At 48.2% G+C, this 23,805-nt stretch carries 17 protein-coding genes and 1 pseudogene; 11 read left to right on the top strand and 7 right to left on the bottom strand.

What is annotated here, in order from left to right:
- Nucleotide 1: 1 nt before the first annotated feature.
- The 3 genes from V5J35_RS23500 to V5J35_RS23490 all read left to right on the top strand — a co-directional run bounded on the left by V5J35_RS23500 (nucleotide 2) and on the right by V5J35_RS23490 (nucleotide 4,201).
- A complete protein-coding gene (locus tag V5J35_RS23500; protein ID WP_354016521.1) occupies nucleotides 2-739 on the top strand; it encodes an efflux RND transporter permease subunit in 738 nt (245 codons plus the stop codon).
- A gap of 16 nt (nucleotides 740-755) precedes the next feature.
- A complete protein-coding gene (locus tag V5J35_RS23495; protein ID WP_354016520.1) occupies nucleotides 756-3,134 on the top strand; it encodes an efflux RND transporter permease subunit in 2,379 nt (792 codons plus the stop codon).
- Nucleotides 3,135-3,871: 737 nt separating this feature from the next.
- Nucleotides 3,872-4,201 (top strand): MarR family winged helix-turn-helix transcriptional regulator, encoded by a 330-nt coding sequence (locus tag V5J35_RS23490; RefSeq protein WP_354009451.1) that lies wholly within the window; start codon nucleotides 3,872-3,874, stop codon nucleotides 4,199-4,201.
- A 193-nt stretch (nucleotides 4,202-4,394) separates the two neighbouring features.
- Here V5J35_RS23490 and V5J35_RS23485 read toward each other — a convergent pair whose 3' ends face one another.
- Nucleotides 4,395-4,679, bottom strand: a complete 285-nt coding sequence (locus V5J35_RS23485; protein WP_354009450.1) for a high-potential iron-sulfur protein — start codon at nucleotides 4,677-4,679, stop codon at nucleotides 4,395-4,397.
- Nucleotides 4,680-4,892: 213 nt separating this feature from the next.
- On the opposite strand from V5J35_RS23485, the gene V5J35_RS23480 reads away from it, so the two are divergent.
- The 5 genes and pseudogenes from V5J35_RS23480 (at nucleotide 4,893) to V5J35_RS23460 (ending at nucleotide 8,851) form a co-directional block, all read left to right on the top strand.
- Nucleotides 4,893-5,972, top strand: a complete 1,080-nt coding sequence (locus tag V5J35_RS23480; RefSeq protein WP_354009449.1) for a DNA-binding protein — start codon at nucleotides 4,893-4,895, stop codon at nucleotides 5,970-5,972.
- Between the two features lie 36 nt (nucleotides 5,973-6,008).
- Nucleotides 6,009-7,121 carry a tyrosine-type recombinase/integrase gene (locus V5J35_RS23475; protein WP_354009448.1) on the top strand — a complete coding sequence of 371 codons (1,113 nt, stop codon included), beginning with the start codon at nucleotides 6,009-6,011 and terminating at the stop codon, nucleotides 7,119-7,121.
- Between the two features lie 20 nt (nucleotides 7,122-7,141).
- Nucleotides 7,142-7,810, top strand: a complete 669-nt coding sequence (locus V5J35_RS23470; RefSeq protein ID WP_354009447.1) for an O-methyltransferase — start codon at nucleotides 7,142-7,144, stop codon at nucleotides 7,808-7,810.
- Nucleotides 7,811-7,828: 18 nt separating this feature from the next.
- A pseudogene (locus tag V5J35_RS23465) lies at nucleotides 7,829-7,963 on the top strand (LIM domain-containing protein); the annotation flags it as partial.
- 87 nt (nucleotides 7,964-8,050) lie between these two features.
- Nucleotides 8,051-8,851, top strand: a complete 801-nt coding sequence (locus tag V5J35_RS23460; protein WP_354009446.1) for a protein DA1 — start codon at nucleotides 8,051-8,053, stop codon at nucleotides 8,849-8,851.
- Between the two features lie 7 nt (nucleotides 8,852-8,858).
- Here V5J35_RS23460 and V5J35_RS23455 read toward each other — a convergent pair whose 3' ends face one another.
- The 4 genes from V5J35_RS23455 to V5J35_RS23440 all read right to left on the bottom strand — a co-directional run bounded on the left by V5J35_RS23455 (nucleotide 8,859) and on the right by V5J35_RS23440 (nucleotide 12,246).
- On the bottom strand, nucleotides 8,859-9,491 hold the full coding sequence (locus tag V5J35_RS23455) for a FlgO family outer membrane protein (protein WP_354009445.1): 633 nt from the start codon (nucleotides 9,489-9,491) through the stop codon (nucleotides 8,859-8,861).
- Nucleotides 9,488-10,270: a hypothetical protein gene (locus V5J35_RS23450; protein WP_354009444.1), complete on the bottom strand. Its 783-nt coding sequence runs from the start codon at nucleotides 10,268-10,270 to the stop codon at nucleotides 9,488-9,490. Before V5J35_RS23450 ends, V5J35_RS23455 begins: the two co-directional genes overlap by 4 nt.
- A gap of 72 nt (nucleotides 10,271-10,342) precedes the next feature.
- On the bottom strand, nucleotides 10,343-11,644 hold the full coding sequence (locus tag V5J35_RS23445) for an HlyD family type I secretion periplasmic adaptor subunit (RefSeq protein ID WP_354009443.1): 1,302 nt from the start codon (nucleotides 11,642-11,644) through the stop codon (nucleotides 10,343-10,345).
- Nucleotides 11,641-12,246 (bottom strand): hypothetical protein, encoded by a 606-nt coding sequence (locus V5J35_RS23440; protein WP_354009442.1) that lies wholly within the window; start codon nucleotides 12,244-12,246, stop codon nucleotides 11,641-11,643. Before V5J35_RS23440 ends, V5J35_RS23445 begins: the two co-directional genes overlap by 4 nt.
- 334 nt (nucleotides 12,247-12,580) lie before the next feature.
- Between V5J35_RS23440 and V5J35_RS23435 the strand changes: the two genes are divergently transcribed.
- From V5J35_RS23435 to V5J35_RS23425, 3 genes are read left to right on the top strand one after another with little or no spacing between them, the layout of a single operon-like run.
- Nucleotides 12,581-13,747, top strand: coding sequence for a TolC family protein (locus tag V5J35_RS23435; RefSeq protein ID WP_472924767.1), 1,167 nt, complete (start codon nucleotides 12,581-12,583; stop codon nucleotides 13,745-13,747).
- A 14-nt stretch (nucleotides 13,748-13,761) separates the two neighbouring features.
- Nucleotides 13,762-14,736, top strand: coding sequence for a hypothetical protein (locus tag V5J35_RS23430; protein WP_354016519.1), 975 nt, complete (start codon nucleotides 13,762-13,764; stop codon nucleotides 14,734-14,736).
- A gap of 34 nt (nucleotides 14,737-14,770) precedes the next feature.
- Nucleotides 14,771-15,397, top strand: coding sequence for a hypothetical protein (locus V5J35_RS23425; RefSeq protein WP_354016518.1), 627 nt, complete (start codon nucleotides 14,771-14,773; stop codon nucleotides 15,395-15,397).
- Between the two features lie 24 nt (nucleotides 15,398-15,421).
- Here V5J35_RS23425 and V5J35_RS23420 read toward each other — a convergent pair whose 3' ends face one another.
- Nucleotides 15,422-17,521 carry a peptidase domain-containing ABC transporter gene (locus V5J35_RS23420; RefSeq protein ID WP_354009439.1) on the bottom strand — a complete coding sequence of 700 codons (2,100 nt, stop codon included), beginning with the start codon at nucleotides 17,519-17,521 and terminating at the stop codon, nucleotides 15,422-15,424.
- A gap of 96 nt (nucleotides 17,522-17,617) precedes the next feature.
- A complete protein-coding gene (locus V5J35_RS23415; protein ID WP_354009438.1) occupies nucleotides 17,618-23,713 on the bottom strand; it encodes a beta strand repeat-containing protein in 6,096 nt (2,031 codons plus the stop codon).
- Nucleotides 23,714-23,805 lie beyond the last annotated feature (92 nt).

Genomic DNA, 23,805 nt, shown 5'->3' with positions numbered 1-23,805 from the left:
CATGCACGGAGTCATCAAAGGCATACTGTCCCGCAGCCGAACCGTATTAATGATGTTTGTACTGTTATTGTCGCTGGGAACCCTCTCTTATATAACCATTCCAAAAGAAGCGGCACCGGATGTTCCCATTCCCGTCGTGTATGTCTCCGTCCATTATGAAGGGATTTCTCCGGAAGATTCCGAACGGCTATTGGTGCTTCCCCTTGAAAAGGAATTAAGAGGCATTGCCGGTATTAAAGAAATGACTTCAACGGCTTCCCAGTCCCATGCCTCCATTACAGTGGAGTTTATAGCCGGACTGGATATCAGCAAAGTTATGGCGGATGTCAGGGATAAGGTCAACCAGGCCAAAAGCAAACTGCCTGAAGGCAGTGACGAACCGGTGGTTAAACAGGTGACCATTGCCAGCATGGAGCCAGTTATCACGGTCATCCTGTCGGGCGATATGCCGGAAAGAGCCCTGATCCGGATTGCCAGAAAAATCCGTGATGTTCTTGAAGGGCGCAAAGAGATTCTTGAAGTCACCATTGGTGGTGATCGTGAAGATGTTATTGATGTCGTTATTGATCCGTTAAAACTGGAAAGTTACGGCCTGGTACCCGCCGATGTCGTGAACCTTGTGGCCAGCAATAACAAACTGGTAGCTGCGGGTAATGTGGATAATGGTAACGGTCGTTTTGCTGTGAAGGTGCCTGCCGTCTATAAAACCCCCGCCCGATATTCTGGCACAACCGGTTAAGGCAGACGGCGATAAGGTGATAACGTTTGCGGACGTTGCCACGGTGCGCAGTACATTCAAGGACGGTGGCAGTTACGCCAGCATGAACGGCGAGCCGAGTGTCTCTCTGGAAGTCAAAAAGCGGCCGGGTGAAAATATCATCCAGACCATTGAAATCACCAAAGCTATTGTTGCTGAAGTGCAGAAACAGGCACCGAAAAACCTGCAGGTGGACTACAGCAAGGATCAGTCAGAAGACATACGACAAATGTTGCTCGATTTGCAGAATAATGTACTGTCAGCGGTTATTCTGGTGGTGATTGTTATTCTTGGGGCATTGGGATTACGCAGTTCGGTTCTGGTCGGGCTGGCGATTCCCGGAGCCTTTCTGACCGGCATTTTAATGATCGCGATCTTTGGTCTGACCATCAATATGATTGTGCTGTTTGCCCTGATCATGTCCGTTGGTATGCTGGTTGACGGTGCCATTGTGGTAACTGAATTTGCCGACCGGAAAATGAGTGAGGGGCTGTCACGCAAAGAGGCTTATTTACAGGCTTCGCTGCGTATGTCGTGGCCTATAACTGCTTCAACAGCGACAACGCTGGCCGCGTTTTTCCCCCTGATGTTCTGGCCGGGCATGATGGGGGAATTCATGATGTATCTGCCACTGACATTGATTGCCACACTGTCGGCTTCACTGTTGATGGCGCTGATCTTTATTCCCACCATCGGTGCGCTGATTGGCAAGCCAAGAAAATTATCGCCGGCAGAAGCCATTAACGTTAAAGCCTCAGAGGCAGGGGAGTTAACGACAATGGTTGGCTTGTCAGGGCGTTATACCCGGATTCTCACCAAAGCCCTGAGCCATCCCGGAAAAATAGTATTGTCCGGTTTTCTGCTGGTGTGTGGTGTTTACTGGACTTTTGCCAGAATCGGCAATGGTGTTGAGTTCTTCCCCAACGTAGAAACCAACTATGCCCGGGTCAGTATACTGGCTAACTCCAGTAATTATTCCATTGATGAAAAGCACGAGATTATTCAGCTGGCAGAAGAGCGTCTTGTGAATATTCCTGCTATTAAGTCTGTCTATGCCAGAACCGGTGATAAACGAACAATAGGCACACTGTCGCTGACACTGGTTGACTGGCAGAACCGGGGGCCTGCTCCGGAAGTCATGGCGCAGATAAAAGAGCGGCTGTCTGTTTTTTCCGGACTGGATATACTGGTTAACCGGCAAAAAGACGGGCCGCCTGCAGGTGTGCCATTAAGTTTGACCATTTTCTCTGAAAACCTTGCGCATCTTAATGACAGTTTGAGAACCGTAGAGCGCATTCTGAGAAACCACCCCAAGGTCGTAAATATCGAACATAATGGTTCAACGCCCGGTTATGAGTGGCAGATGAACATTGACCGCACTCAGGCAGCAAGGTTCGGTGCGGATGTCTCTACGACAGGCAGCATGATCCAGATGGTCACGTCCGGGCTGACGGTTGGCAGCTATCGTCCGGATAACAGTAATGATGAAGTCGATATTCGTATACGCTTTCCTGAACAGGACAGGCATCTGGAGAGTATTGACAGGCTCAGGCTGATGACGGCGTCAGGGCTGGTGCCTATCAGTCACTTTACTGAACGCAGCATTGCCAGCCAGCTGGATAATATCAACCACACTGATGGCCTTCGCAGTGTCAATATTGGGGGGGAACTGCTGGAAGGAGAGCAGCTGGGCAAGATTATGCCGGAACTGTTTGCTGAAATAGAGGCCAGCGGTTTAGCGGATGGCGTCACCGTTGAAATTAAAGGTGAACAGGCTGATCAGCAGGAAAGTCAGACCTTCCTGATCAAGGCGTTTGCCGTGGCTTTGTTTGTTATGGCAATGATTCTCGTCAGTCAGTTCAACAGTTTTTACCAGGCCTTTTTGATCATGTCTGCAGTCGTACTGTCTACCGGTGGGGTTTTCATCGGGCTGCTGATTACCGGACAGCCCTTTGGTATCGTGATGAGTGGTATTGGTGTGATCTCACTGGCTGGTATCATCGTCAACAATAATATTGTACTGATCGATACCTATAATACTCTCAGGGCAAGAGGGATGGACGCCACCCAGGCAGTGCTGCGTACCGGCGCCCAGCGTCTAAGGCCTGTTCTCCTGACTACCGTCACAACCGTACTTGGCTTGCTGCCCATGGTGCTGTCAGTCAATATTGATCTGTTTGCCCATAAAATTGATATTGGCGCGCCATCAACACAGATGTGGAATCAGCTCTCAGTCGCTATTGCCAGCGGACTGTCATTTGCAACGGTGCTGACTCTCTTTATTACACCGTGTCTGCTGGTCATGGCAGGCAGGTTAGAGGATCGCAGGGCATCTCGTAGAGCAGTGGTCATTGAAGACGTTTCAAACCCTTTATAAAGAAGGAAGAGGTTGAGTTACTTCATACAATGAAACTCAACCTTTTGCGTGGTTATTGATTTTAACATAATATACATTATGCGAAGTTAAAGGTGGCTGCCCCTTAACTCAATTGTCCGCTACCTGTGATTCAATAAAGATCAGAATCGTCCGTACTTATGGGTTGCTCTCATCTGCACTTCTGTTGTCGTTTGTGTAGCTGCAAATGGATAGATGGACACTCAGCCTTGCTGTTCAGCAAAAAGTTTATTGTACTTTGGTGCAACCAATGTCGCGCCTTTTCTCCAGTCCGGGAAATCAGAGCTAATGTTGTAACGATTAATAAGCGACCATGGTTGCTTCCGGGCTTTATATTTGACCTGTAAGGCGGGTTTTGATGGTTTGATTATGAAAGGTTGTCCCGCTGCCTTTTAATTTATTACATAAACCCTGTCTTCCTTTTTTCATTGCCTGCAGATCCCTCTCTCTGGTTATTTAGCAATAAAGTCTCAGTAATTTTTGAGCAAAGCCCCGTCTTGTAAGTGTTCCGAAATGTAACGGCTGGAGCTTTCAGAGTAGTAAATTGCGATAATCTTTTATTAAATTTGCCTAAACAGGCTAAAAGTGTCTAATATTTGTTCTTGTGGGGTTGTTATTGAAACATTAAGTTTTGCTGAATCATTTTTTGTTAATTCAGTGGTTAGACGACGACTCCATCACAGTAAGTACCCTTCAATTAACGACAAGAGAACTGAAAGATGACAATAAAAGGGTTAATCAAACTCACTCAGCTTCTTCAGGAATATCCTCTGACCATCATCCAGTGGCAGATCCTTCTGGTTGTCTCTGAAAATCCCGGAGAAACCATTACCGATCTGGTGAATGAAGAAAAGCTGACCTGTGGGACTCCAAGCGATATTGCTGTAAGCGTCAAGCGTCTGGGAGAAGGTCGACATGACCGCCCTGGTCTTGGGCTGATCAAGAAAAGCCAGCATGAGGCAGATGGTCGTTATTTTAAGCTGGCTTTGACAGCTAAAGGTAAAAAGCTGGTTGAGAAGATCAAAAACAAGTCCCGTACCATGAAGTAGTACTTTGAGGCATGGGCTCAGTTATGCTGAGCGCTGGTTATTGGGTGAGTCCAGATCCCCAGCTTGAGCCCCTATCGCTTAACAACGTTCTACTGCCACCTGCCCACCTAGTGTCTTAATCTGCCAGGCCAGGGATAAGCCTTTTGCAGGTTTGCCAGTCCCGCCGTTTTCAGCGACAGGTTCCTGTTTGTTTTTACGGCGTTGCAACCCAGCTCAGGCACCAACCTTCTTTTTCTACTCTGCGGTTACTAAACAAAGCACATCCGTTGTTCTGGTCAGGTCTGAAAAACATACAGTTACCGCAAATCTGCCCTTCTGCATATTTAGCATGTCCTTTGGCTTTCCCGGCTTCCTTCACATAATTGAGCGATTTTGCCAGCGGCTCGTCTTCTGACACATCTGTCTGCTGTGCTGAAGCTGGTAATACCGGGATCAAACTGACAGCTGCGGCTGTCTTCAAGAATTGTCTGCGTTTCATCCACTTTCTCCTTTCTCTGTTAGAACAGATGTTTGTTTTTGTGCCTATTACACAGCAAAACCCCGCTTCGATCAATATTAACTGAATACTGTCAAATACTACCGGTAAGTTCAGTTACCGGTATTAATAAATAATTCTTGATACTATTAATACCAGTATTATAATACTGGTATTAATAGTTGGTTTTATTGAATTTACGGTTGAGATATTGTCATGTCAGAGACAAATAAGGATTTGCAGCGTCGTGAACTGGTTTTCCGGGTTCTGGACGACCTGAAGCAAAGTGGTGAGCGCATTAATGCCGATAAAGTCGCCAGACTCGCGCAGATGGGCAAACAGACCGTGTTGCCTTATTACAACGAATGGCGCTTTCTGGATGATTCAGAAAAAGAGGTTGATACAGAACTGCCTGCTGATCTGGTAAGAGTCTTAAAGAGGGGCTTGGTTCAGTGGAAGCATGATGCGACTGAAGAACAGAGAAGCCTTCAGGAAGAAGCCAATCAGGAAATCGACAACCTGCAGGAAATGAACCGCCAGCTCTCGGAAGAGCGACTCAACTTCAAAGAGCAGAAGGAGCATTTGACTGATGAGAGCAAGAAACTGCAGGAAAGAATTGCAGAGCTTCAGGCAGCAAACACATCGTTGGAAAAGCAACAGATCGCACTGACAGAGAAGTTCAACAACGAGGCTCACAAGTCAGAAGCTCTGGCAGAACAGATCGAACAGGCAAAAAAGGATCATGCTGATGCTTTAAAGGCACTGGAACGCCAGCTGGACACCAAGCACGATGCCCAGATGAACCACTGGATGAAAGTGGTTGATGATGAACGGCGCTTGCGCGCTGACATCGAACTGCAACTGAAGCAGGAAAAGGAAAATCAGTTCAAGCTGGAAAAAGAGCGCAATGAAATCCAGTACCGTTTGGAGTCAAAGTCCCGGGCTCATTTAGAAGCCTGTGAAGAGCGTAACCATCTCAGACAGCAGAACAATGAGTTTGCAGCCAGTCGGCATCTGCTGGAAAGCGTTCACCAGTTAATTAACAGCAATGAAGAAGAGGTTTTATCCGACATCACCCGATTAAAAGAGATCAGTGTCAGCTCTGAACGGCTGGAGTCAGAATTAAGTACTGCCAACCTTCAGGTACAACAGTTGCAGGAAAAACTTGAGCAGTCTGAACAGATAGCCACCCGGCTTCATCAGCTGGAAAAAGAGCTGGAGAAAGAGCGTGGTTTTTCTGAAGCTCTTAAACTGAGTCTCAGCCAGCAGGTCTCTCAGGATAGTAAAAATAAATAGCTCATCAAGCCCGATAAAAAAGTGTGACTGTTAATAATGACTGAATTGATTAACCCGGAACATCTGCCACTGATGCGCTCCATTCGCAGCGAAGTGACTGGTGCGGATAACCTGATGGGCGCAAGCAATGACAGCGAAGCCCTGACCCTGTTTCTGAATAAATCCGGTTCCCGTTCGCAGGAAACCCGCAGGCGCTACGAGCGGGAGATCATTCGCTTTACCGCTTTTATCTATCAGGAGCAGGCTATTGACTACGCTGCGGTTCGTCTGAAGCATTTGCAGACTTATCTGCATTTTATTCAGAATCTGCCTCCTCTCTGGCTGGAACCCGGTGTCCTGCCGGGAAAGCCTGACAAGGTACTGTTCAAATCCTCGATCAAACCCGGGAAAAGCACTGACCAGGTGATTGATGTGCTGTCCGCCTTCTTTGGTTTTCTTGAACGCAACCGCTACACCATGGGTAACCCGGCAGCCTCACTGGTTCGGTCAGGAGAAAAAACGGCCCGTGGCAGCAAGGTCATTCGCTATTTTCACGAGCCTGAATGGCAACATGTGCGACAGTGTCTGGGTTCCATGCCCTGCTCTACCCATAAAGAAATCATGGAATCAGTACGCACCAATTTCATGATCAGGATGACCTATGCATTAGCCTTGCGGGAGTCGGAACTGACAGGACAGACCTGCGATGACATTCATCCGGATAATGAAGGCGGCTATTATCTCAGCGTATTGGGCAAAGGCAGAAAACGTCGCAACCTGCCCGTCAATCCGCAACTGCATGAAACCATAAAAGACTATCGCAGTTTTTACGGATACACAGGCATTACAGGAGACGCCCTGCCCCTGGCTCCAAGACGCCGGAAAAGCGCAGGTGTTGTTTCAGGACTGACGTCAAGAGGGCTGCGTTTCTGGTGGCAGGGTTTTATGCAGTTTTGTGCCGAACAGACTGATGACATCAATCTACAGTACCGGCTTCAGGAAATGCCGTTTCACTCTCTGCGACATACGGCGTTAACACATCTGGCCCGGAAAATGGACATTGAGGATCTGGCTATTTTCGCCGGTCACGATAGCATTAATACAACCAGCCAGTACTATCATGTAGAAGCACGCCGGCTGAAGGCGCTGACAATGGATCATCAACTGTAATACAGATAACAGGTAAGACCATGTCCAATACAACACTGACGATGACAGAATCCCTTCATCAGTACCTTTGCTCAACAGGATTGCGGGAACCTTCTGTGCTCGAAGAACTGCGCGAGGTCACTGCCCGGCATCCGTTCTGTTTTATGCAGATTTCCCCTGAACAGGGACAGCTAATGGCTTTGCTGGCAAAACTGACCGCCGCGAAGAAAACGATAGAGGTTGGAGTATTTACGGGCTACAGCGCCCTGGCCGTCGCTCTGGCTTTACCAGACGATGGCAGCATTATTGCCTGTGATATCAGTGAAGAATATACCCGGATCGCCAGAGAATTCTGGGCAAAAGCCGGTGTTGAAGACAAAATAAACCTGCGGCTTGCACCTGCCACTGAAACACTTCAACAACTGCTTGACCAACAGCAGGCAAACACCTTTGATATGGCATTTATCGATGCCGATAAAGTCGGCTACGATGACTATTATGAACAGTGCCTGCAACTGGTTCGCCCCGGGGGCCTGATTCTTATTGATAATACCTTATGGAATGGTCGCGTGGCCGATAAAGCAAGTAATGATGAAGATACGGTCGCCATCCGAACCCTGAACAGTAAAATTCATCAGGACCATCGGGTCGATATGACGATGCTGCCTGTTTCAGACGGACTGACCATCGCAATCAAACGGACACTTTAAAGCACAGGGGCTCCTGCTCTGGCTACCGAATGCAAAAGTTGTCACAAAGCCATTCACGGCAATGGACTGAAAGCACTGGGGGCAGACTGGCATCCCCACTGCTTTACGTGCCGTACCTGTAAACGACCATTAATCAATGAAACATTTGTTGCTTTTAATGGTCGCCCCTTTCATCCCCGCTGTCTGCGTTGCCCGGGTTGTCGTCAAACGGTCAAAAACCGATATATTGAGCATGATGGCATGCCCTGGCATCTGGATTGCCACCGGAAACTGCACCGGCCATTATGCTCAGTCTGTCGTAAGCCGCTGACCCGTAAGTATCTGGTTGACTTCTGGGGTAATGCTTTCTGCAACACCCACACAAATTATTCTAACTGTTCCAGCTGCGGCCGGATTGTCTGTAAACACCTGACGGATGGCGGCATGTTGCATCCAGATGGTTTGCTGGTATGCAATCTGTGTACGCTCAGGGCGGTCGATACACAGGAACGTGCCAAAAGCCTTTTAAACGAAATGCGTCTTGCACTGGCTTCTGTCGGGTTAAAACTGAACCAGACCCAAACTCCGGTCATATTGTGTGACCGCGACGAACTGAGAACAGCGAGTCGCCACAACTTTCATAATGAACGACCGATTCTGGGACTGGCACAATGGACGACAACATTTTCTGGCGGGCGAATTATTGGCAGACAGTTTGATCGTATTCTCATTCAAAACAAATTACCTGAAGAACACTTTCGCACTATCGCCATACACGAGCTGACCCACGCCTGGTTTTTTTATAACCACTATCATGATTTGCCGTTACAGGTGGAAGAAGGCATGTGTGTACTGATGGAATATATCTGGCTGAAAAATCAGGCGTCAAAAGATGCAGAATACCGGCGCACACTGATAGAGCAAAGCCAGGACCCGATTTATGGTGAAGGATTCCAAAAGGCAAGGTCTGCACTGAAACTGATGCCGTTACAGATACTTCTGAAATATTTGAAAGAGAAGAACGGCTTTCCCAGTCGTTTAAGTGCTTTTTTCTATCACTGACTGGCGTCTACTCCGAACGATTTTTCTCGGAATAATCAGTACTTTTGAATGTGCGCGTAATCACGGGAGTTGTTTTCTTGGGAATACTGCGAGAAATAAACTGATCTTTCCGGGTCATTGTTCGCATATCTGCATCCAGCGGTAACTGAAAGTCTACACTGGCCAGTACCAGGCTATTGCCGGTATCAATAAGACGCGCATTAACATAGACCGTTTTGCTGGCAACGGCATAGGTTCCAGTCAGGATTGCACCCGCATCGTGGCTTTTGCTTAGTACGGCCAGCCTGCGTGACAAAGTAAATTCACCCGCCTTTTCCTCACTGATAAATACATTGCTACGCATTTTTATCTCTTTCAGGCGATAGCCGCTCTGCATCAACCCTGAAGCCAGCTGTTCAGAGATCACCCTGCCAAGGGTGGAAGTGGAGTTGAGGTCATCAATATTGGCAAGACTGGTGGATAGAATAATGGCATCAGCGGACAACGAGTTCTTTACTTTCTTTGCCAGAGCCTTTGATGCACCGGTGGTTACAGCAACAAGGTCTATAGGCTCAGGTTCGTTATAAACAGTTTGGGTTTTACAGGCTGCCAGCAGCATTAACGCTCCTGTTAACAGCAGTGGGGAAAGGAGTGCTTTCATTTTAAATCCCCGTCAGGAACTTCCTGGTTGGTCAAATGCGTTGTTCGCAGCTTTTTAAACTGACTCATAGATAGATCAGTTATGTAATAAACATTGGTTTCTGAAAAATATACTTTTTGTCCATCCATCAGCTTTGTGGTGACGACAACTTCTGAATTTGTCCTTGTGGGTAGACTGTTGTAGACGTCAACAGCAACGACCGTTGGCACGAAACCGAAAACGGCATCAGATTTTAAAGACCAGATAAACCATGCATTAGCAAGAGCGGGAGACAAAGGTAAATAAGTCCCATCCCTGTCGTCAGGGTGTTTTATGGCATCAATTTCAATCATAAGCTGAAGGGCATTCCTGACTGAAGCTGAGGCAGGACTAAGCTGCAAACTTACTTTGTTGCTGACCAGTTCACTAACCAGCTGTTTTGAAAAAACTCTGGAGAATTGTGTGTCCAGCTGCTTTTCATCAAGATACAGTGCTTTGGTTGAAATATCAGCCTGTTCAATAATGCGTTCAGATACATGCCTGGCGATGGCTTTCCAGTGCTGGGCAGACTGGAGTTTACCTTGTGGTGAATTGCTGGGATTGGTAGCTTGCGGCAATGGGCTGCACCCACCTGCCAGTAAAATAGAACAAATCAAAGTAGGGATGGCGAGAACTCTTTTCACTTGCATATCCTTGCATTCATCATCATCTGCTCTTTCAGACGCACAATCAGCAAATTTCTGGGAAAGATGATTATGCTGATGGTTACTATGAATCCTTGATAAGGATCCTTTATCCATCAACCTCATGCTGATAAGCGGTTCATTGGTCGTATTGATGTGAATAATGCGACGTAATTCCAGCCAGTCTGACTACTCCCCTGCCCCCGGATTCAGGGACGACTGGAAAGGCGTCATGGACAGAGCATCGGGTAACAGGTAGGAAAGAACAGACTGCCGGCCAGCAATAATATTAACGTCCACGGTCATGCCCTGTATCAGCGGGTGTTCCTCGCTTTTTCCGGACGAGTCAGTGGTGATAATGACCTGATAGTAAGGCTGCCCGGAGAGTTCATCAACAAAAGTATCGGCACTGATTTCCTTTATCGTTCCAGACAGGCTTCCGTGTTCACTGTAATCGTAAGCGGTGACCCGGAGGTTGGCATCCTGCCCCTGCCATACCCTGGCTCTGTCATAGGGATCTATCCGGGCTTCAATCAACAAGGGTTCATTTTCAGGAACGATCTCGGCAATAACTGTACCGGGGGTGACAACTTCACCTTCAGTGGAGGTGTAAAGCCGATGCACTGTTCCATTGACTGGAGAACGGATTTCCGTCCGCACCTGCCTTTGTTTCGATATCTGCCACTGTTCTTGCAGCAGCGCAATTTCAGCGATCTCCTGATTGTACTCATCCTGCACCGCTTCACGGAACTTCAGCCGTAACTGCTGTTTTTGCAGTTCAAGTTCTTTCAGGCTGGCGGCAATGACCGGCAGTTTTGCCCTGGACTGGTTCATGCGGGTCTGGGTGCGTACCACTTCCATACGCTTGTCCAATAGAACGACTCTGGAACCTGCCCGGTTTTTCATGCTCTGTTCCAGTATTTGCAGTTGTTCTGTAGCAACGGCCAGTTCAATGTCCAGGTCTTTAAGGGTTTGAGTGGTTTCTTCGAATCTTGCCTGCTCTTTTGCACGCTTTTGTTCGAGAATGCGCTCATCTTCAAGCAGGTTATTTTCCCTTAGCAAAAAAAGCTGGCGCTCATTTTTGAGATAGGTTTCTGCCTGAAGCTGCCAGGGTTGGGAACGGTCTGTTGATGCGATAAAAGGTTTCTGCAGGTACTCTGCCTGCAGCCTGGACGTTTTAGCCTTCTTCGCCAGCAACTGTTCATGGATGCGGCTGGCATTTTCCAGGACACCGGGGTTTTCAACGCTGAATAAGAGTGTACCTGCCTGTACCGTCTGCCCTTCGGCTATGTGTATACCAGACAGAATACCCCCTTCAAAGTGCTCAATAACTTTATGGTCGCTGAAGGTCGTCACCTTGCCCTGACCATACACAAAGCGATCAATAGGCGTTTGCCAGGACCAGATTAGCAGTAGTGTGAGTGTTAGCAGGCACATGGCCGTGATACTGTGCCTGGAAAACAGCAATTGCAATGGGTGGGGTATTCTCATGGAGTGGATTCCAGAACCCACAGCTCAACCTTATTATGGTTTTCCCGGTCTGAGTCATGAATCCTGACCTTTATTTGGTCACCGGGTACGCCCTGTAACACCAGGCGCTTCCTGATATCCATCATGCGATTATACGACACATAATAAGATGTACTGGTTGAGAGGGTCGCGCTGCCCAGATAGGCATTCAGCAGAATATCGCTGGTGCGGAGAAGATCAATTCTGTCTTTAATCCACTGATCTACCTGCTCGCTGTCGTCATTTTCCAGCAGTGTACTGAGCCCCTTGTATACAATAGCGAGCTTATCTTTAGTCGCTACCAGTGACACAGGATTTTCTTTCTCTTTTACAACGGTTTGTTCAACCTGGCTGGATTTTTCCTTTATTTGAGCGATTTCGGTCTCAGTGATGGTCAGGGCTTTTTCTTCAGCTTCCCTGAGTAATTCCTGCAACATTTTTTCTGTCACCGTCTGGCTGACTTTCATACTGACGCCCGCAATGACCAGCAACTGTATGATTACCAGAAACACAAAAACCAGCAATGTTGATGAAAGCACATCAACAAATCCGGGCCATGGGTTTTCCTGAGCATCTTTAGACATAGGAGTGCTGGAACCTGTTATCGCTTTGTTCTTACTGTTTATCGTCCCTGCACGTCTTTTTTTAATATCTGACTCTATAAAAAAATCAAACAGTGCCGATGTCCCAGATTATTAACAGGGCTTCTTATCAACTATCAGCCTTTTTGCAACTAGCAGCCTAAAAATGAATGTGAAAAATTTTATCTGTAAAAATCAGGATACTGATGAAGCATCACAGGCAACCTGTATACCAGCCTGCTATTTTCAAACCGGGTGCCGGTTGTTGGCAGCGTGCTTTATGGTGGCTGCATCTCCGGTATGGTCATTGACACTTAATGAGTCAGTCAAATTGGCGATGGAAACTAACCCTATCGCCAAAACCCTGAACATTGATGTGGAAGCCGGGGAAGCAAGGCTGAAACAAAAAGAATCCAGCTATTATCCGCAGGTATCCTTAACTGCAGAAGGCGGCAGCTCTCGCTCAACCGGCAAAACCTGGACAAAACATACCCGATCGAGCCTCGATGTAAAACAGATTCTGTTTGATTTTTATAAAACCAAACACCAGATAGAATCCACAGAGTTCAAGCTTAAACATAAAGAGTATCTGCGCAAAGAGGGGCGACAGCGGCTGGCATTGCTGGTTTCCAAGGCTTATCTGGAAGTGCTGAAATTAAAGCAGATTCTTGATCTGATGGGCGACAACATTGCCTTTTATGAAAAGCTGCTTGAACAGATGCAACAGCGGGAAAAAGCCGGGGCTTCAAGTTTTGCCGATGTACAACGTATACAGAGCCTGTTGCAAAATGCCCGGACCATTCAGGTTGCTTACCAGTCCGATAGTACTTTTGCCCGCGAAGCCTTTACCCTGATTGTCGGGCAGACACCAGATAACCTGGTCATTCCTCCTCTGGAAAAGATGAACGTGGCGCTTAACCTGCCTGAGGTCATCACCAGAACCCGGGCCAGTTATTACGGAGCCATGGCTAAACGACAGAATGTTGAGTCGGCCCGGTCAAGCCTGGCAGAGAGTCGCAGTGAGCGTTACCCCGATATTTCCCTGCAGGCGAGCGTTTCCAGTGAGCAATCCCTGCAGACCCTGAGCAAATGGAAAACCGACAATAAAATGCTCGTGGTTCTGTCTTATAACCTCTGGGATGGTGGAAATCTTGAACAGCGCATTTCCGAAAACCACTCCCTGTTTCTGCGCTCACAATATCAGCTGGATGACTATCTGAAAAATCTGGAAAAAGATGTCCGGGAAGCTTACAACACAATGATGCGTTTCAGGGAAGAGAGACGGCTGAATTCAGAGGCTCTGGACATCAACAAACAGATCGTACAGCTATACCGTGAAGAGTTCGACCTGGGTCAGAGAAACCTGATTGACATTACAACAGCACAGAATGATTACCATAAAAGCATGGTCGACGATGTGTACTTTCACTACGAGTACTACAGCAGCATGATGAACGTCATGTTTTACCTGAATAAAGTGACAGAATCTGTATCTCAACTCTGATACCGGGGAATCCTATGTCTGAAATCATGCATGCGGTTCGAGTCAAAAGCCCAGACTATATGAATCGTTATTACCGCAGGATGTATACGGTTCTGGCAGGCACCGGTGTTGTTCTGTTTCTTGCCCGGGATACTGTCTCCCACGTAGTGCAATCCAACATTATTATGAACGGTATGATTGCGACCGTGTTTATGGTGGGAGTCTCTATCTGCTTTCGCAATCTCTATCGCCTGAAGTGTGACCTCAGGGCATTATGCGACCTTGACACCATACTGTTTGAATCCCGTGATGCCCAGGCTTTGCTGAACTACAAGCATAAAATGTTCATCATGGGGGATTTGTATAAAAGCCTGGAAAACAGTACAAAAGAAACCGGTGAAATTCCAGAGATTCCAACACCGGTTGCCCGCAGTATGGTGAATATCGCTAACAACCGTTTTGATGAACGCCGTATTCGTATCAGTTACTTTGTCAACCTGCTGATATATCTGGGACTTCTGGGTACCTTTATTGGTCTTTCAGCGACGGTAGGTTCCATCTCTGGCATGATCAGCAATCTGTCCATGGGTCTGACTGGCGAACAGGAGATTACTGAAACACTTATTTTTCTGATCAAGCATCTGGAGCAACCTCTGGCCGGAATGGGAACCGCCTTTGGCACCTCGCTGACCGGTCTGGCCAGTTCCGTGGTACTTGGCGCTCTGGCTATGAGCGTCAACAAGGCTGCCACCCTTTTCAGCAACAGCTATTCAAACTGGATTTATGAATATGCCATGACATCGTTCACGGCTGGTATTGAAAAGCACAGTAATAAACAACAGGGTAACTCTGAAAGCAGCTCCGCTTCTCACTCTCCAGCACACTCTCCATCTCACTCGGCAGAATCAGAACAGGCGCTGGTGAATATAGAGCAACACTTGCAGAATCTGTTGTCGAATCAGCAGGCACACACAGAAAACCTCACAAACACAGCTCTCAGCCCTGGTTAATATTCATAACCATGCCCAGACCAATAATAAGGCGTTGCTTGAAAAGCATGAACAGCAGCTCTCGGCATTGACCGATATTCATCGCAGCACCAGCACTTACAATAAAGAACTGCTTGAAAAGCATGAAAAACAACTTTCAACGCTTACAGAGATTCATGGTCATACCGATTCCCACAACCAGACGCTGGATTCTATCCAGAAGGCCCTGTCACGCCATGAACCTGAAACCATTCAGGCAGCGGTACAGGAGGCCTGTGGGCAGCTGACCGATATTATGTCCAGTGCCAGCGATGAACTACAGAAACAGACTCGCTTAATCAGTGACCAGAGCGCACGACAGGATTCGCAGAATAATGAATCCGGCGCCCAGCGACACAGAATGATTCAATCACAGCTTGCGTCTGTGAAACTGATGAAAAAGCAGGTAGAAAGTGCTGAAGCCTTGTATCAGCAGTCACAGCAGTTACCCGGAGCCTTCGCAACGGCTGCCGGTAACCGGTTGAAAGAAACTGAACAGGCGCTTGCTGAACAGTTCCATGCTGGTCAGGATGAGCTGGGTAAAACCATAGAGAAGGCTCAGTCTGTTCACAGAGACCTGCTGCTGCGGCTGTTCAGAGCGTTACACCGGCTGTACCGACTATGTCTGCCTGGAAACAGGTGATCAGATAAATACAGAAGGTTCGCATCAGCTGGTGCGAACGGCCTGCATCTTTTTCAGTATCTCGTCCCTTGCCCCATCAGCCACCACCCTGCCATGGGCTAACACAATAATGCGATCCACAAGCTGTAACAGACTGGCCCGGTGCGTTACCAGCAATAACGTCTGGTCTTCACTCAGATAGTCGGGTAACCGCTGGCAGAACTGAGCCTCCGACAGATTATCCATGGCACTGGTTGGCTCGTCCAGAACCAGCAGACTACCACTGTGAAGCAAGGTTCGGGACAGGCACAGCGCCTGTTTCTGTCCACCCGACAGATTACTGCCGCACTCCCCGATCGGGTGTTCATAGCCTTTACGACAACGGCTCACCCATTGATCCAGCCCGGTAATAAAGCAGGCGCGGTCAAGCTCCGCTGTATTGGCAGAGGCATTGCCCAGCAATAAGTTGCTGCGTAGCGTACCACTGAACACAAAAGGCTGCTGATGCAATACACTCAAATGTTGTCGTACATCCGCCAGATGCAGGCCAGCCAGATCATGACCGGACACGGAAACACGCCCACTGTCAGGTATCAGGTCACCGGATAAAAGCCGGATCAACGTTGTCTTGCCACTACCGGAAGCACCGACAACGGCTACCCGTTCACCAGCTGAAATACTGAGGTTAATACCTTGCAGCGTATCCTGATTATCACTGGGATAACGAAAGCTCAGGTCTTTAAACTCTATCGTGGGAATTAAGTGGTAGAGTCTTTGTTTTTCCCCGTCAGTGGTTTCTGTCGGTGAATTGGCAAAAAGAAGATCAAGTTGTCTTAGAGCCTGTCTTGATAAATTAATCCGGCTTAACAGCTGGGTTAAATTCATCAGCGGTGCCACCGCCCGGCTGCCCAGTATGATACAGGCAAACAGACTGCCGGGTGCCAGCTGCCCTGACTGAATTAAAAACACCCCTATGACCAGCGTCGCGACCACCACAATCTGACTGGCTGAAATAACAAAAGCATTCAGTACCGACCCCACCCTTCGATGGCTGAAATCATGACGGTTACTGCTGTTCACCAGAACCCGCCAGCGGGACAGAAGGCTCTGCCCTGCTCCCATGGCCCGGATGGTCTCAAGTCCCTGGGTCAGTTCATGAAGACAGGCATTCTTTTCTGTCTGGGCTGTGGTCGCTATGGAAGAACGTTTGCGAGTCAGACGATAGTTGATGATGGATGCCGGAACCAGAACCGCTGCAACCGCTATGGGTACCCACATCAGCGGGCCACCTATCAACCCGATAACGGCGGTAAACAGTATAAAAAAGGGTATATCCAGTGCGGTTAAAAGAATGGAACTGGACAGGGCTTCCTTTACCCGGGAAAAACTCTGAGCCTGTTGAGCAAGGCGGGCTGGTGACAGACTGACCTGATGAGCTTCCTGACGCAACAGGCTGTCAATCAGTTGCAGTTCAGCCTGTCGGGTAATGTGTCGACAGGCATCATCAATATAAAAACTTCTGAGCCAGCGCAGGACAAAGTCTGCCAGAATCACCAGACCAATGCCGATGGTGACCGCCACCAGTGTTTCTGTCGCATAATTCGGCAACACCTTGTCAAATACAAAATGGGTAAAAACCGGCACAGCCAGCGTCAGACAATTAATCAGCAGAGTGGCAACGATCACCTGAGCATAGTTTGCCCAGAGTTGCGAGGCCTCTCTCTTTAACCAGCCGAAAGCCGTTGCTGGAATCCGGGCATCAGGCTCCCCTGCTTTATGAATGGCATAGCAGACTCCGGAAAAGCGACTGCCAATAACGCTTTCTTTTATCCAGACCGGCTGGCCCTGTTTATCCAGCACCTGCAACTCACCCTGCCGGGCTGCCAGTGCCACAACAAAACGTTTGCCTTTCATCTGCAACAGGCATGGGAAAGCGGTTTCAGGCAGTTTACCCAGTGCAGACAGACTACGCTGGCAGGTTAATCCAAACCGTTCACAGCGCTGTTGCAGTTGTCTGACATCCATCCCTTGCAGCAATAACTCCCGGCTCACCTCGGCAGAAAGATCCGCGCCCGACAGGCGAACCAGTGTTAAAAAAGCATCAGAAAGGCTGGAAGCATGGAAAGGTTGTTCAGTGGTTGGCATAGGTCATCCATGACAAGATATCGCAGGTTGGGTCGAGCGAAACGTCTATGCCCTTCAGGGTAACACCCAACACGGGGGCTGACTATCAGTCAGCCATCAGACATAATAAACAGTCAATGTATTACCGCTTTCAGAGTATGACAAACCATCGATCGCTTCGAAGTTGCCGTTGATCATAACAACATCATTGCTGTCAACTTTCACTTCCAGAGTATTGCCTCCGTCAGTCATCTCATCAATATCGCTCAGGTTGATGGTGATATCAAGGGTGTCTGAGTTGCTGCTGAGGTCAATGGTTTCCATATTATCAATCAGGTCTTTATAGTCACCCAGATTGAAGGAGCCACTGGCGGATTTGATATGCAGCGTATCGTTGTCGTCACCACCATCCAGAAGAGTTTTATTATCACTGCCGCCCAGACGAGTAGTAGTATCAGTCAGTTTCGAGAAATCAATATTAAGTGTATCGTCCCCAGCTTCACCTTTAAGTGTTGCACCGGCGATACCTGTCAGGGTATCAGCACCTTGGGAGCCAGTGATTGCTTCTATACTGTACATTCGTTCAAATCTACTGCCTTCGCCATTATCCGGAGCCAGGTAAGGAGTATTTTGGAGAGAAAGATCCACAGTAACCCCGGAGGTCTGATCGGAAAAGCTGACCGTATCAAAACCATCAGTATCAACACCATCGAAGTCTGTATCGTCCTCAATACCACCAAAAAAGAGATCATTTCCAGAACCACCTATCAGAATGTCGTCACCTTTACCGCCAATAAGTTTGTCAGAGCCAGAGCCACCTATCAGTTCGTCGTTACCTTCTCCGCCATCAAGGATATCGTTACCCACTCCACCATCAAGAAGATCATTACCACCAAGACCATATAATTGGGTGGTATCAGTGTTTCCGGTTATTTTGTCGTCAAAGTTACTACCCACCACCCATTCTATTTGGTACAACTCGCCTTCATTGACGCCGCCAATCTTTACCTGCGACCATGTGGTATTATTATTACTTATTGTTAAATCGATACCTGCTCTGGCATTTTCAAAAACGACAGTATCGTAACCTGCGCCACCATCGAGTTTATCGTTTCCACCACGCCCATCAATTCGATCTTCTCCGGCACCACCAGAAATTTCATTGACCCCGCTATCTCCTACAAGCACATCTTCATGATCCGTACCCACCAGATTTTCTATCCGCAAAAGGATGTCTGTGTAATCATTGCCATTGTAGACATACGTAGCAAGCTGGTCAGTCAGGCTGGCTTTCAAGGCACCGGTGACAGAAGCTGTACTGTAATCGATGGTATCTGTACCTGTATGCCCATCAAAAGTATTATTGGCTTCATCACTAATGAATGTATCATCACTGGTCGAGCCGATAATTCCTTCAATCCCTGTTAAAGTGTCTCCACCAACAAAAGAGAAGTTCCCGGAATCCAGAGCGATAGTGAGTGCGCTGGACTGTGACGAATAGTCCACAATATCAGTCCCTTCCCCACCATCCAGAATATCGGCTCCATCACCGCCCGTCAGGGTGTCATTACCTCCGCCCCCTTCCAGATGGTTTGCATCACTGTTACCAGTGAGAGTGTCATCTTTGCTACTGCCCACCAGGTTTTCTATATTCGAAATCTGGCCATTGCCGCCACCACTGCTGGTATAAGAGCTTGAGGAAAGATCAGCCGTCACGGCGAAATCGGAATTTGAGAAATCCAGGGTATCAATATCATCACCACCATCATAGGTGTCGTTGCCCTTTGTTGCGTAAAAGGTATCGTCGCCTTTGCCACCCAGTAATGTGTTGTCGGAATCACTACCCGTCAGTACATCGATCTGATCCGACCCCGTGATGTTTTCAATGCTGCTGAACTGATCAGTATTAGTTTGATTGCCAACGGTAAATTCAGCGGTACCATCGTCAAGAGAAGCGACAACACCACTAGTAACTTTGCTGTAATCAATGGTGTCTGAGTGCGAGGAGCCAGTGATGATTTCAATATCAGTCAGTGTGTCTGTTGCCCCACTGCCATCCAGAACGGTGACAGAAGCGTCTAGCCGGTTAATTGTAATGGCATTAGCATCCTCTGAATAATCAGCAGTATCATTACCGACGCCACCATTTAAGACATCGGCTCCGGCACCGCCGACCAGAGTATCATCGCCGTCGCCACCCCGTAACTCATTGTCAGAACCATTACCGGTGAGTTTGTCGTTATAGTCAGTACCGATAACATTCTCGATACTGCTGAAAGAATCTTTAAACTGATTACTATAACGAAGCTCTCCCGTATTGTTAACAAGTGAAACCTCAACCGCAGCGGAAACAGCACTGTAGTCAATGGTGTCTATATGGTCGGAACCTGCAATGGTTTCTATGCTAATCAACTCATCATTGTCTCCATTGCCATCCTGAACGGAAACCGAGCTGTCTGTCCGGGTAATCGTGATAGCAGCCGTGTCTGAAGAATAATCAGCAGTGTCACTGCCTTCGCCACCGTCTATCGTATCGGCTCCGGTGCCACCTGTCAGAATGTCGTTTCCACTTCCACCTTCTAATACGTCATCACCGGCTCCACCGCTCAGGGTGTCAACACCTCCGCCGCCTTTTAGATGGTTTACATCACCGTTACCGGTCAACGTATCGTCTTGATTACTGCCCACCAGATTTTCTATATCAATAATCTGGTCATTGGCATCGCCACTGGTATCACTGCCAACTCCGGTAGAAAGGTCTGCGGTTATGGCATAGGCGGAGTTTGAGAAATCCAGGGTATCGTTACCAACACCGCCATTAAAAATATCGCTGCCACCTCTTGCATAAAAGGTATCGTTGCCATTGCCACCGAGTAATGTGTTGTTGGAACTACTCCCTGTCAGCACGTCGTCTTGACCCGATCCCGTAATGTTCTCGATGCTGCTGAATGTATCTGTAACGCCGTTAAACGTACCAGTGCCGCTTTCAAGGGAAGCGATAACACCAACACTTGTAACGGAGCTGTAATCAATGGTGTCAGAGTTTGTGGAACCAGTGATGATTTCAATATCAGTCAGTGTGTCAGCTGCGCCGCTACCATCCAGAACGGAGACCGAACTATCTCCCCGGTTAATCGTAATAGCATTAGTGTCTGAAGAATAATCAGCAGTATCCTCGCCTGCGCCACCATCTAAAGTATCAGCTCCGGCACCGCCTGACAGGGAGTCATTACCTCCACCGCCCTGCAGATCGTTTACCTCATTGTCACCTGTCAGGGTATCGCCTTTACTACTGCCCACCAGATTTTCAATATTCAGAATCTGGTCATCGGCATCGCCGCTGGTATCGCTACCAACACCGGTGGACAGGTCAGCGGTTATAGCAAAGTCCGAGTTTGAGAAATCCAGGGTATCATCATTGCCATCACCACCATTAAAAATGTCGCTACCCCTTCGTGCAATAAGGGTATCGTCACCATCGCCGCCCAGTAATGTATTGTCGGAATCACTACCCGTCAGCGTATCGCTCTGCTCCGACCCTGTGATGTTTTCGATACTGCTGAATTGATCCGTATAAGTCTGGCTGGCAACAGTAAACTCAGCGTTGCCACTCTCAAGCGATGCTGTAACTCCACTAGTGAGAGTGCTGTAATCAATGGTGTCTGAGCCTGCGGAACCAATGATCTTTTCTATATTTTTTAGAGTATCCGTTGCGCCACTACCATCCTCGACAGTGACTTCAGAATCTGCCCGGTTAATGATAATCGCATTAGTCTGAGGGGTTAGCAGATCAGTTTTGAGGGAATAATCCACGGTGTCAGTACCCTGCCCACCGTCTAATAAATCGGCTCCATCACCACCGATCAGAATATCATCGCCTTCGCCTCCCGATAATTCATTACCAGAACCATCACCGACCAGAGTGTCGTTATAATTAGTACCGACGATATCCTCGATACTGTCCAGAGTATCAAACTCCCCGGTATCTCGTTTGATCACCTCGCCTTTCGTTAAGTTTGCAACGATGTTTGCATTGCGATTGCTGTAGTCCGCTTTATCATCACCATCGCCGCCATAGTAAAAGTCAGTCCCGGCTCCACTGATAAAAGTATCATTTCCGTTGTTTCCTTCAACAGTATCGTTACCATTACCACCGGTCAGAGTGTCATTACCTTCGTTACCAAACAGCGTGTCATCAGCTTCATCACCAGAAAGATTATCGTTACCTGCGCCCCCGAATAATGTGTCCTTATCATCCCCACCGGATAAGGTATCATCGTTATCGCCACCGTACAGGGTATCCTCCCCGGCTCCTCCGAAGAGTTCGTCATCTTCTCCATCGCCATACAGTGTGTCATTCCCCTCATTGCCATATAGCGTATCCCCCCCAGCTCCACCATTCAGCGTATCATTGCCTGCATTGCCACTGAGAATATCGGCTTCACCATCGCCATTGAGGGTATCGTCATCAGCCCCGCCATTCAGGGTATCTGCTCCAGCTCCGCCATTCAGGGTGTCTTCACCGTCACCACCATCCAGCAAATCATTACCACCAGCGCCTTTCAGTGTGTCATTACCGCCCAGACCATAGAGTTCGTCATTATTGCCACTACCGGTCAGCTCATCACCAAAAGCAGACCCCTGAACGATTTCGATATTTTTGATTTCAGTATCGACATCGCCATAACCATCCGTGGCCGTACCCGCTCCAAGGTCAACCACGACCCCACTGGATATAGCCCCTGCCACACTGCCGCTGTAATCAAGGGTGTCGGTTCCGGCTCCACCATCAATAATGTCAGCCCCCGGACCGCCTTTTATAGTGTCATCGCCTGCACCGGTGCGAATAATATCGTCCCCAACTGAGGCGTCCACCACATCATTACCGGCACCCAGATCGATCTCGTCTCCATTGTGCAACAAGTTGAATACGAGTGCGGACTGGCCTTTAACTTCGCCCTGTAAATCATCAGCTATTTTGCCTTCTGTTACATAGGCGGGAACCAGGAAAACTTCGGGTTCACGAGCCGCTTCCTCAATAAAGCTGACTTCAAAGCGGAGTTCAAATGTAGATATGCCTTGTTGGATGTTGGTTGGATGGATAATGGTGAAGGACGATGTTCCTACCGACCAGGATGGAGGGATGCCGTTATCAGGATCACCCTCACTAAAAATACCATTCTCAATGGTCCAGCCATCAGGAAGGCTGTAGATGGTGACACCCTGAACATCCGTTGCCAGATCACCGCCGTTGATTGACAACACTCTGCTGATCGTTGACGTGGTGAAGTAAGTGCTGTTATCTCCTGTGACCGTGATTCCATCAAAGCCAGAAATCTGGTCAGAATCCGGATAGTTGATGACTTCATTATCCAGTTGAATGTTGTATTCACTATTGGTCGCTGATTCCGCTGAACCACCACCGCCAACATGGAAACCTGTTATTGTCTCCACCGAGCCATAGTTGGTCAGAGAAACAGTGAAGTCAAAACCAACACCGGAACCTGGCCCGACACCGGCAGTGGCGGTGACCTCGGGCAGCTCTACTTCCGGCGCACTGGGGGTTGAATCAGAAGGGGGCGGTGAGTTATCTGTAGATTCCGGGGTATCCTGCACATCCTGAATCGTGATTTTTTCCAGCTTGTTAAATTCGTTGGCGAGCAGCTTCTGGAACTCAGAAAGAGCATCACGACCGGAACTCTGGACATTCTCTTTCAGTTTTCCGATTTCTTCGGCAAAATTCTTATTAAATGCTGATTCACTGGCAGCTTCCGGTTGCTGTGCCAGCTCTGGCAGCTCTGGCTGAGGCTCAGTTTCTGACTTGTCAGGATATTCTCCCAGCTCAGCCTCTGGTTCTGATTCTGGTTGATGTTGTGCTACATGCTGCACATCAACGTTCTTATGATGACTGGCTTTGGCAAGAAAATCATCGCCATCAAGTACCTTGCCATCGGCAAACCTGAAGCGAACGGGCTGACCCGTTGCTGTCAGGATACCCCCCATTAACACAGTCAGCTCTGACCCGTCCTCATGGATAATGGCAAAGTCCGGCCCTCGAACTTCCAGACGAACATTCTCCAGGGATGCATCAATGATGTAATCCTTGTTGGCAACAGCGGTTTCAATTCTGGAAGCAGGCTTTTGAGGAGCAATCTCTGCAGCTGCTGGCGATTCAGTATCAAGGGGTGATTCCTGAGTGTTTTGTTCTTCCATGAGGTTGCAGAACCTTTAATTATCTGGAACTTTCGTGAAACAGTGCCGATTCAGGTAGCTACAACAGAAAGGTCTAACCGGGTAACAGGCTT

It is taken from the genome of Endozoicomonas sp. NE40, assembly GCF_040549045.1.
Lineage (GTDB): Bacteria > Pseudomonadota > Gammaproteobacteria > Pseudomonadales > Endozoicomonadaceae > Endozoicomonas_A > Endozoicomonas_A lisbonensis.
Note: the sequence above shows the minus strand (reverse complement) of the source record. Positions and strands in the feature narration are given on the sequence as shown.

Excerpts from the sequence above, each read along its gene's own strand:
- V5J35_RS23500 (WP_354016521.1), top strand. The coding sequence starts at position 2 with ATGCACGGAGTCATCAAAGGCATACTGTCCCGCAGCCGAACCGTATTA.
- V5J35_RS23490 (WP_354009451.1), top strand. The coding sequence starts at position 3,872 with ATGACAATAAAAGGGTTAATCAAACTCACTCAGCTTCTTCAGGAATAT.
- V5J35_RS23485 (WP_354009450.1), bottom strand. The coding sequence starts at position 4,679 with ATGAAACGCAGACAATTCTTGAAGACAGCCGCAGCTGTCAGTTTGATC.
- V5J35_RS23480 (WP_354009449.1), top strand. The coding sequence starts at position 4,893 with ATGTCAGAGACAAATAAGGATTTGCAGCGTCGTGAACTGGTTTTCCGG.
- V5J35_RS23475 (WP_354009448.1), top strand. The coding sequence starts at position 6,009 with ATGACTGAATTGATTAACCCGGAACATCTGCCACTGATGCGCTCCATT.
- V5J35_RS23470 (WP_354009447.1), top strand. The coding sequence starts at position 7,142 with ATGTCCAATACAACACTGACGATGACAGAATCCCTTCATCAGTACCTT.
- V5J35_RS23460 (WP_354009446.1), top strand. The coding sequence starts at position 8,051 with ATGCCCTGGCATCTGGATTGCCACCGGAAACTGCACCGGCCATTATGC.
- V5J35_RS23455 (WP_354009445.1), bottom strand. The coding sequence starts at position 9,491 with ATGAAAGCACTCCTTTCCCCACTGCTGTTAACAGGAGCGTTAATGCTG.
- V5J35_RS23450 (WP_354009444.1), bottom strand. The coding sequence starts at position 10,270 with ATGGATAAAGGATCCTTATCAAGGATTCATAGTAACCATCAGCATAAT.
- V5J35_RS23445 (WP_354009443.1), bottom strand. The coding sequence starts at position 11,644 with ATGAGAATACCCCACCCATTGCAATTGCTGTTTTCCAGGCACAGTATC.
- V5J35_RS23440 (WP_354009442.1), bottom strand. The coding sequence starts at position 12,246 with ATGTCTAAAGATGCTCAGGAAAACCCATGGCCCGGATTTGTTGATGTG.
- V5J35_RS23435 (WP_472924767.1), top strand. The coding sequence starts at position 12,581 with ATGGAAACTAACCCTATCGCCAAAACCCTGAACATTGATGTGGAAGCC.
- V5J35_RS23430 (WP_354016519.1), top strand. The coding sequence starts at position 13,762 with ATGTCTGAAATCATGCATGCGGTTCGAGTCAAAAGCCCAGACTATATG.
- V5J35_RS23420 (WP_354009439.1), bottom strand. The coding sequence starts at position 17,521 with ATGCCAACCACTGAACAACCTTTCCATGCTTCCAGCCTTTCTGATGCT.
- V5J35_RS23415 (WP_354009438.1), bottom strand. The coding sequence starts at position 23,713 with ATGGAAGAACAAAACACTCAGGAATCACCCCTTGATACTGAATCGCCA.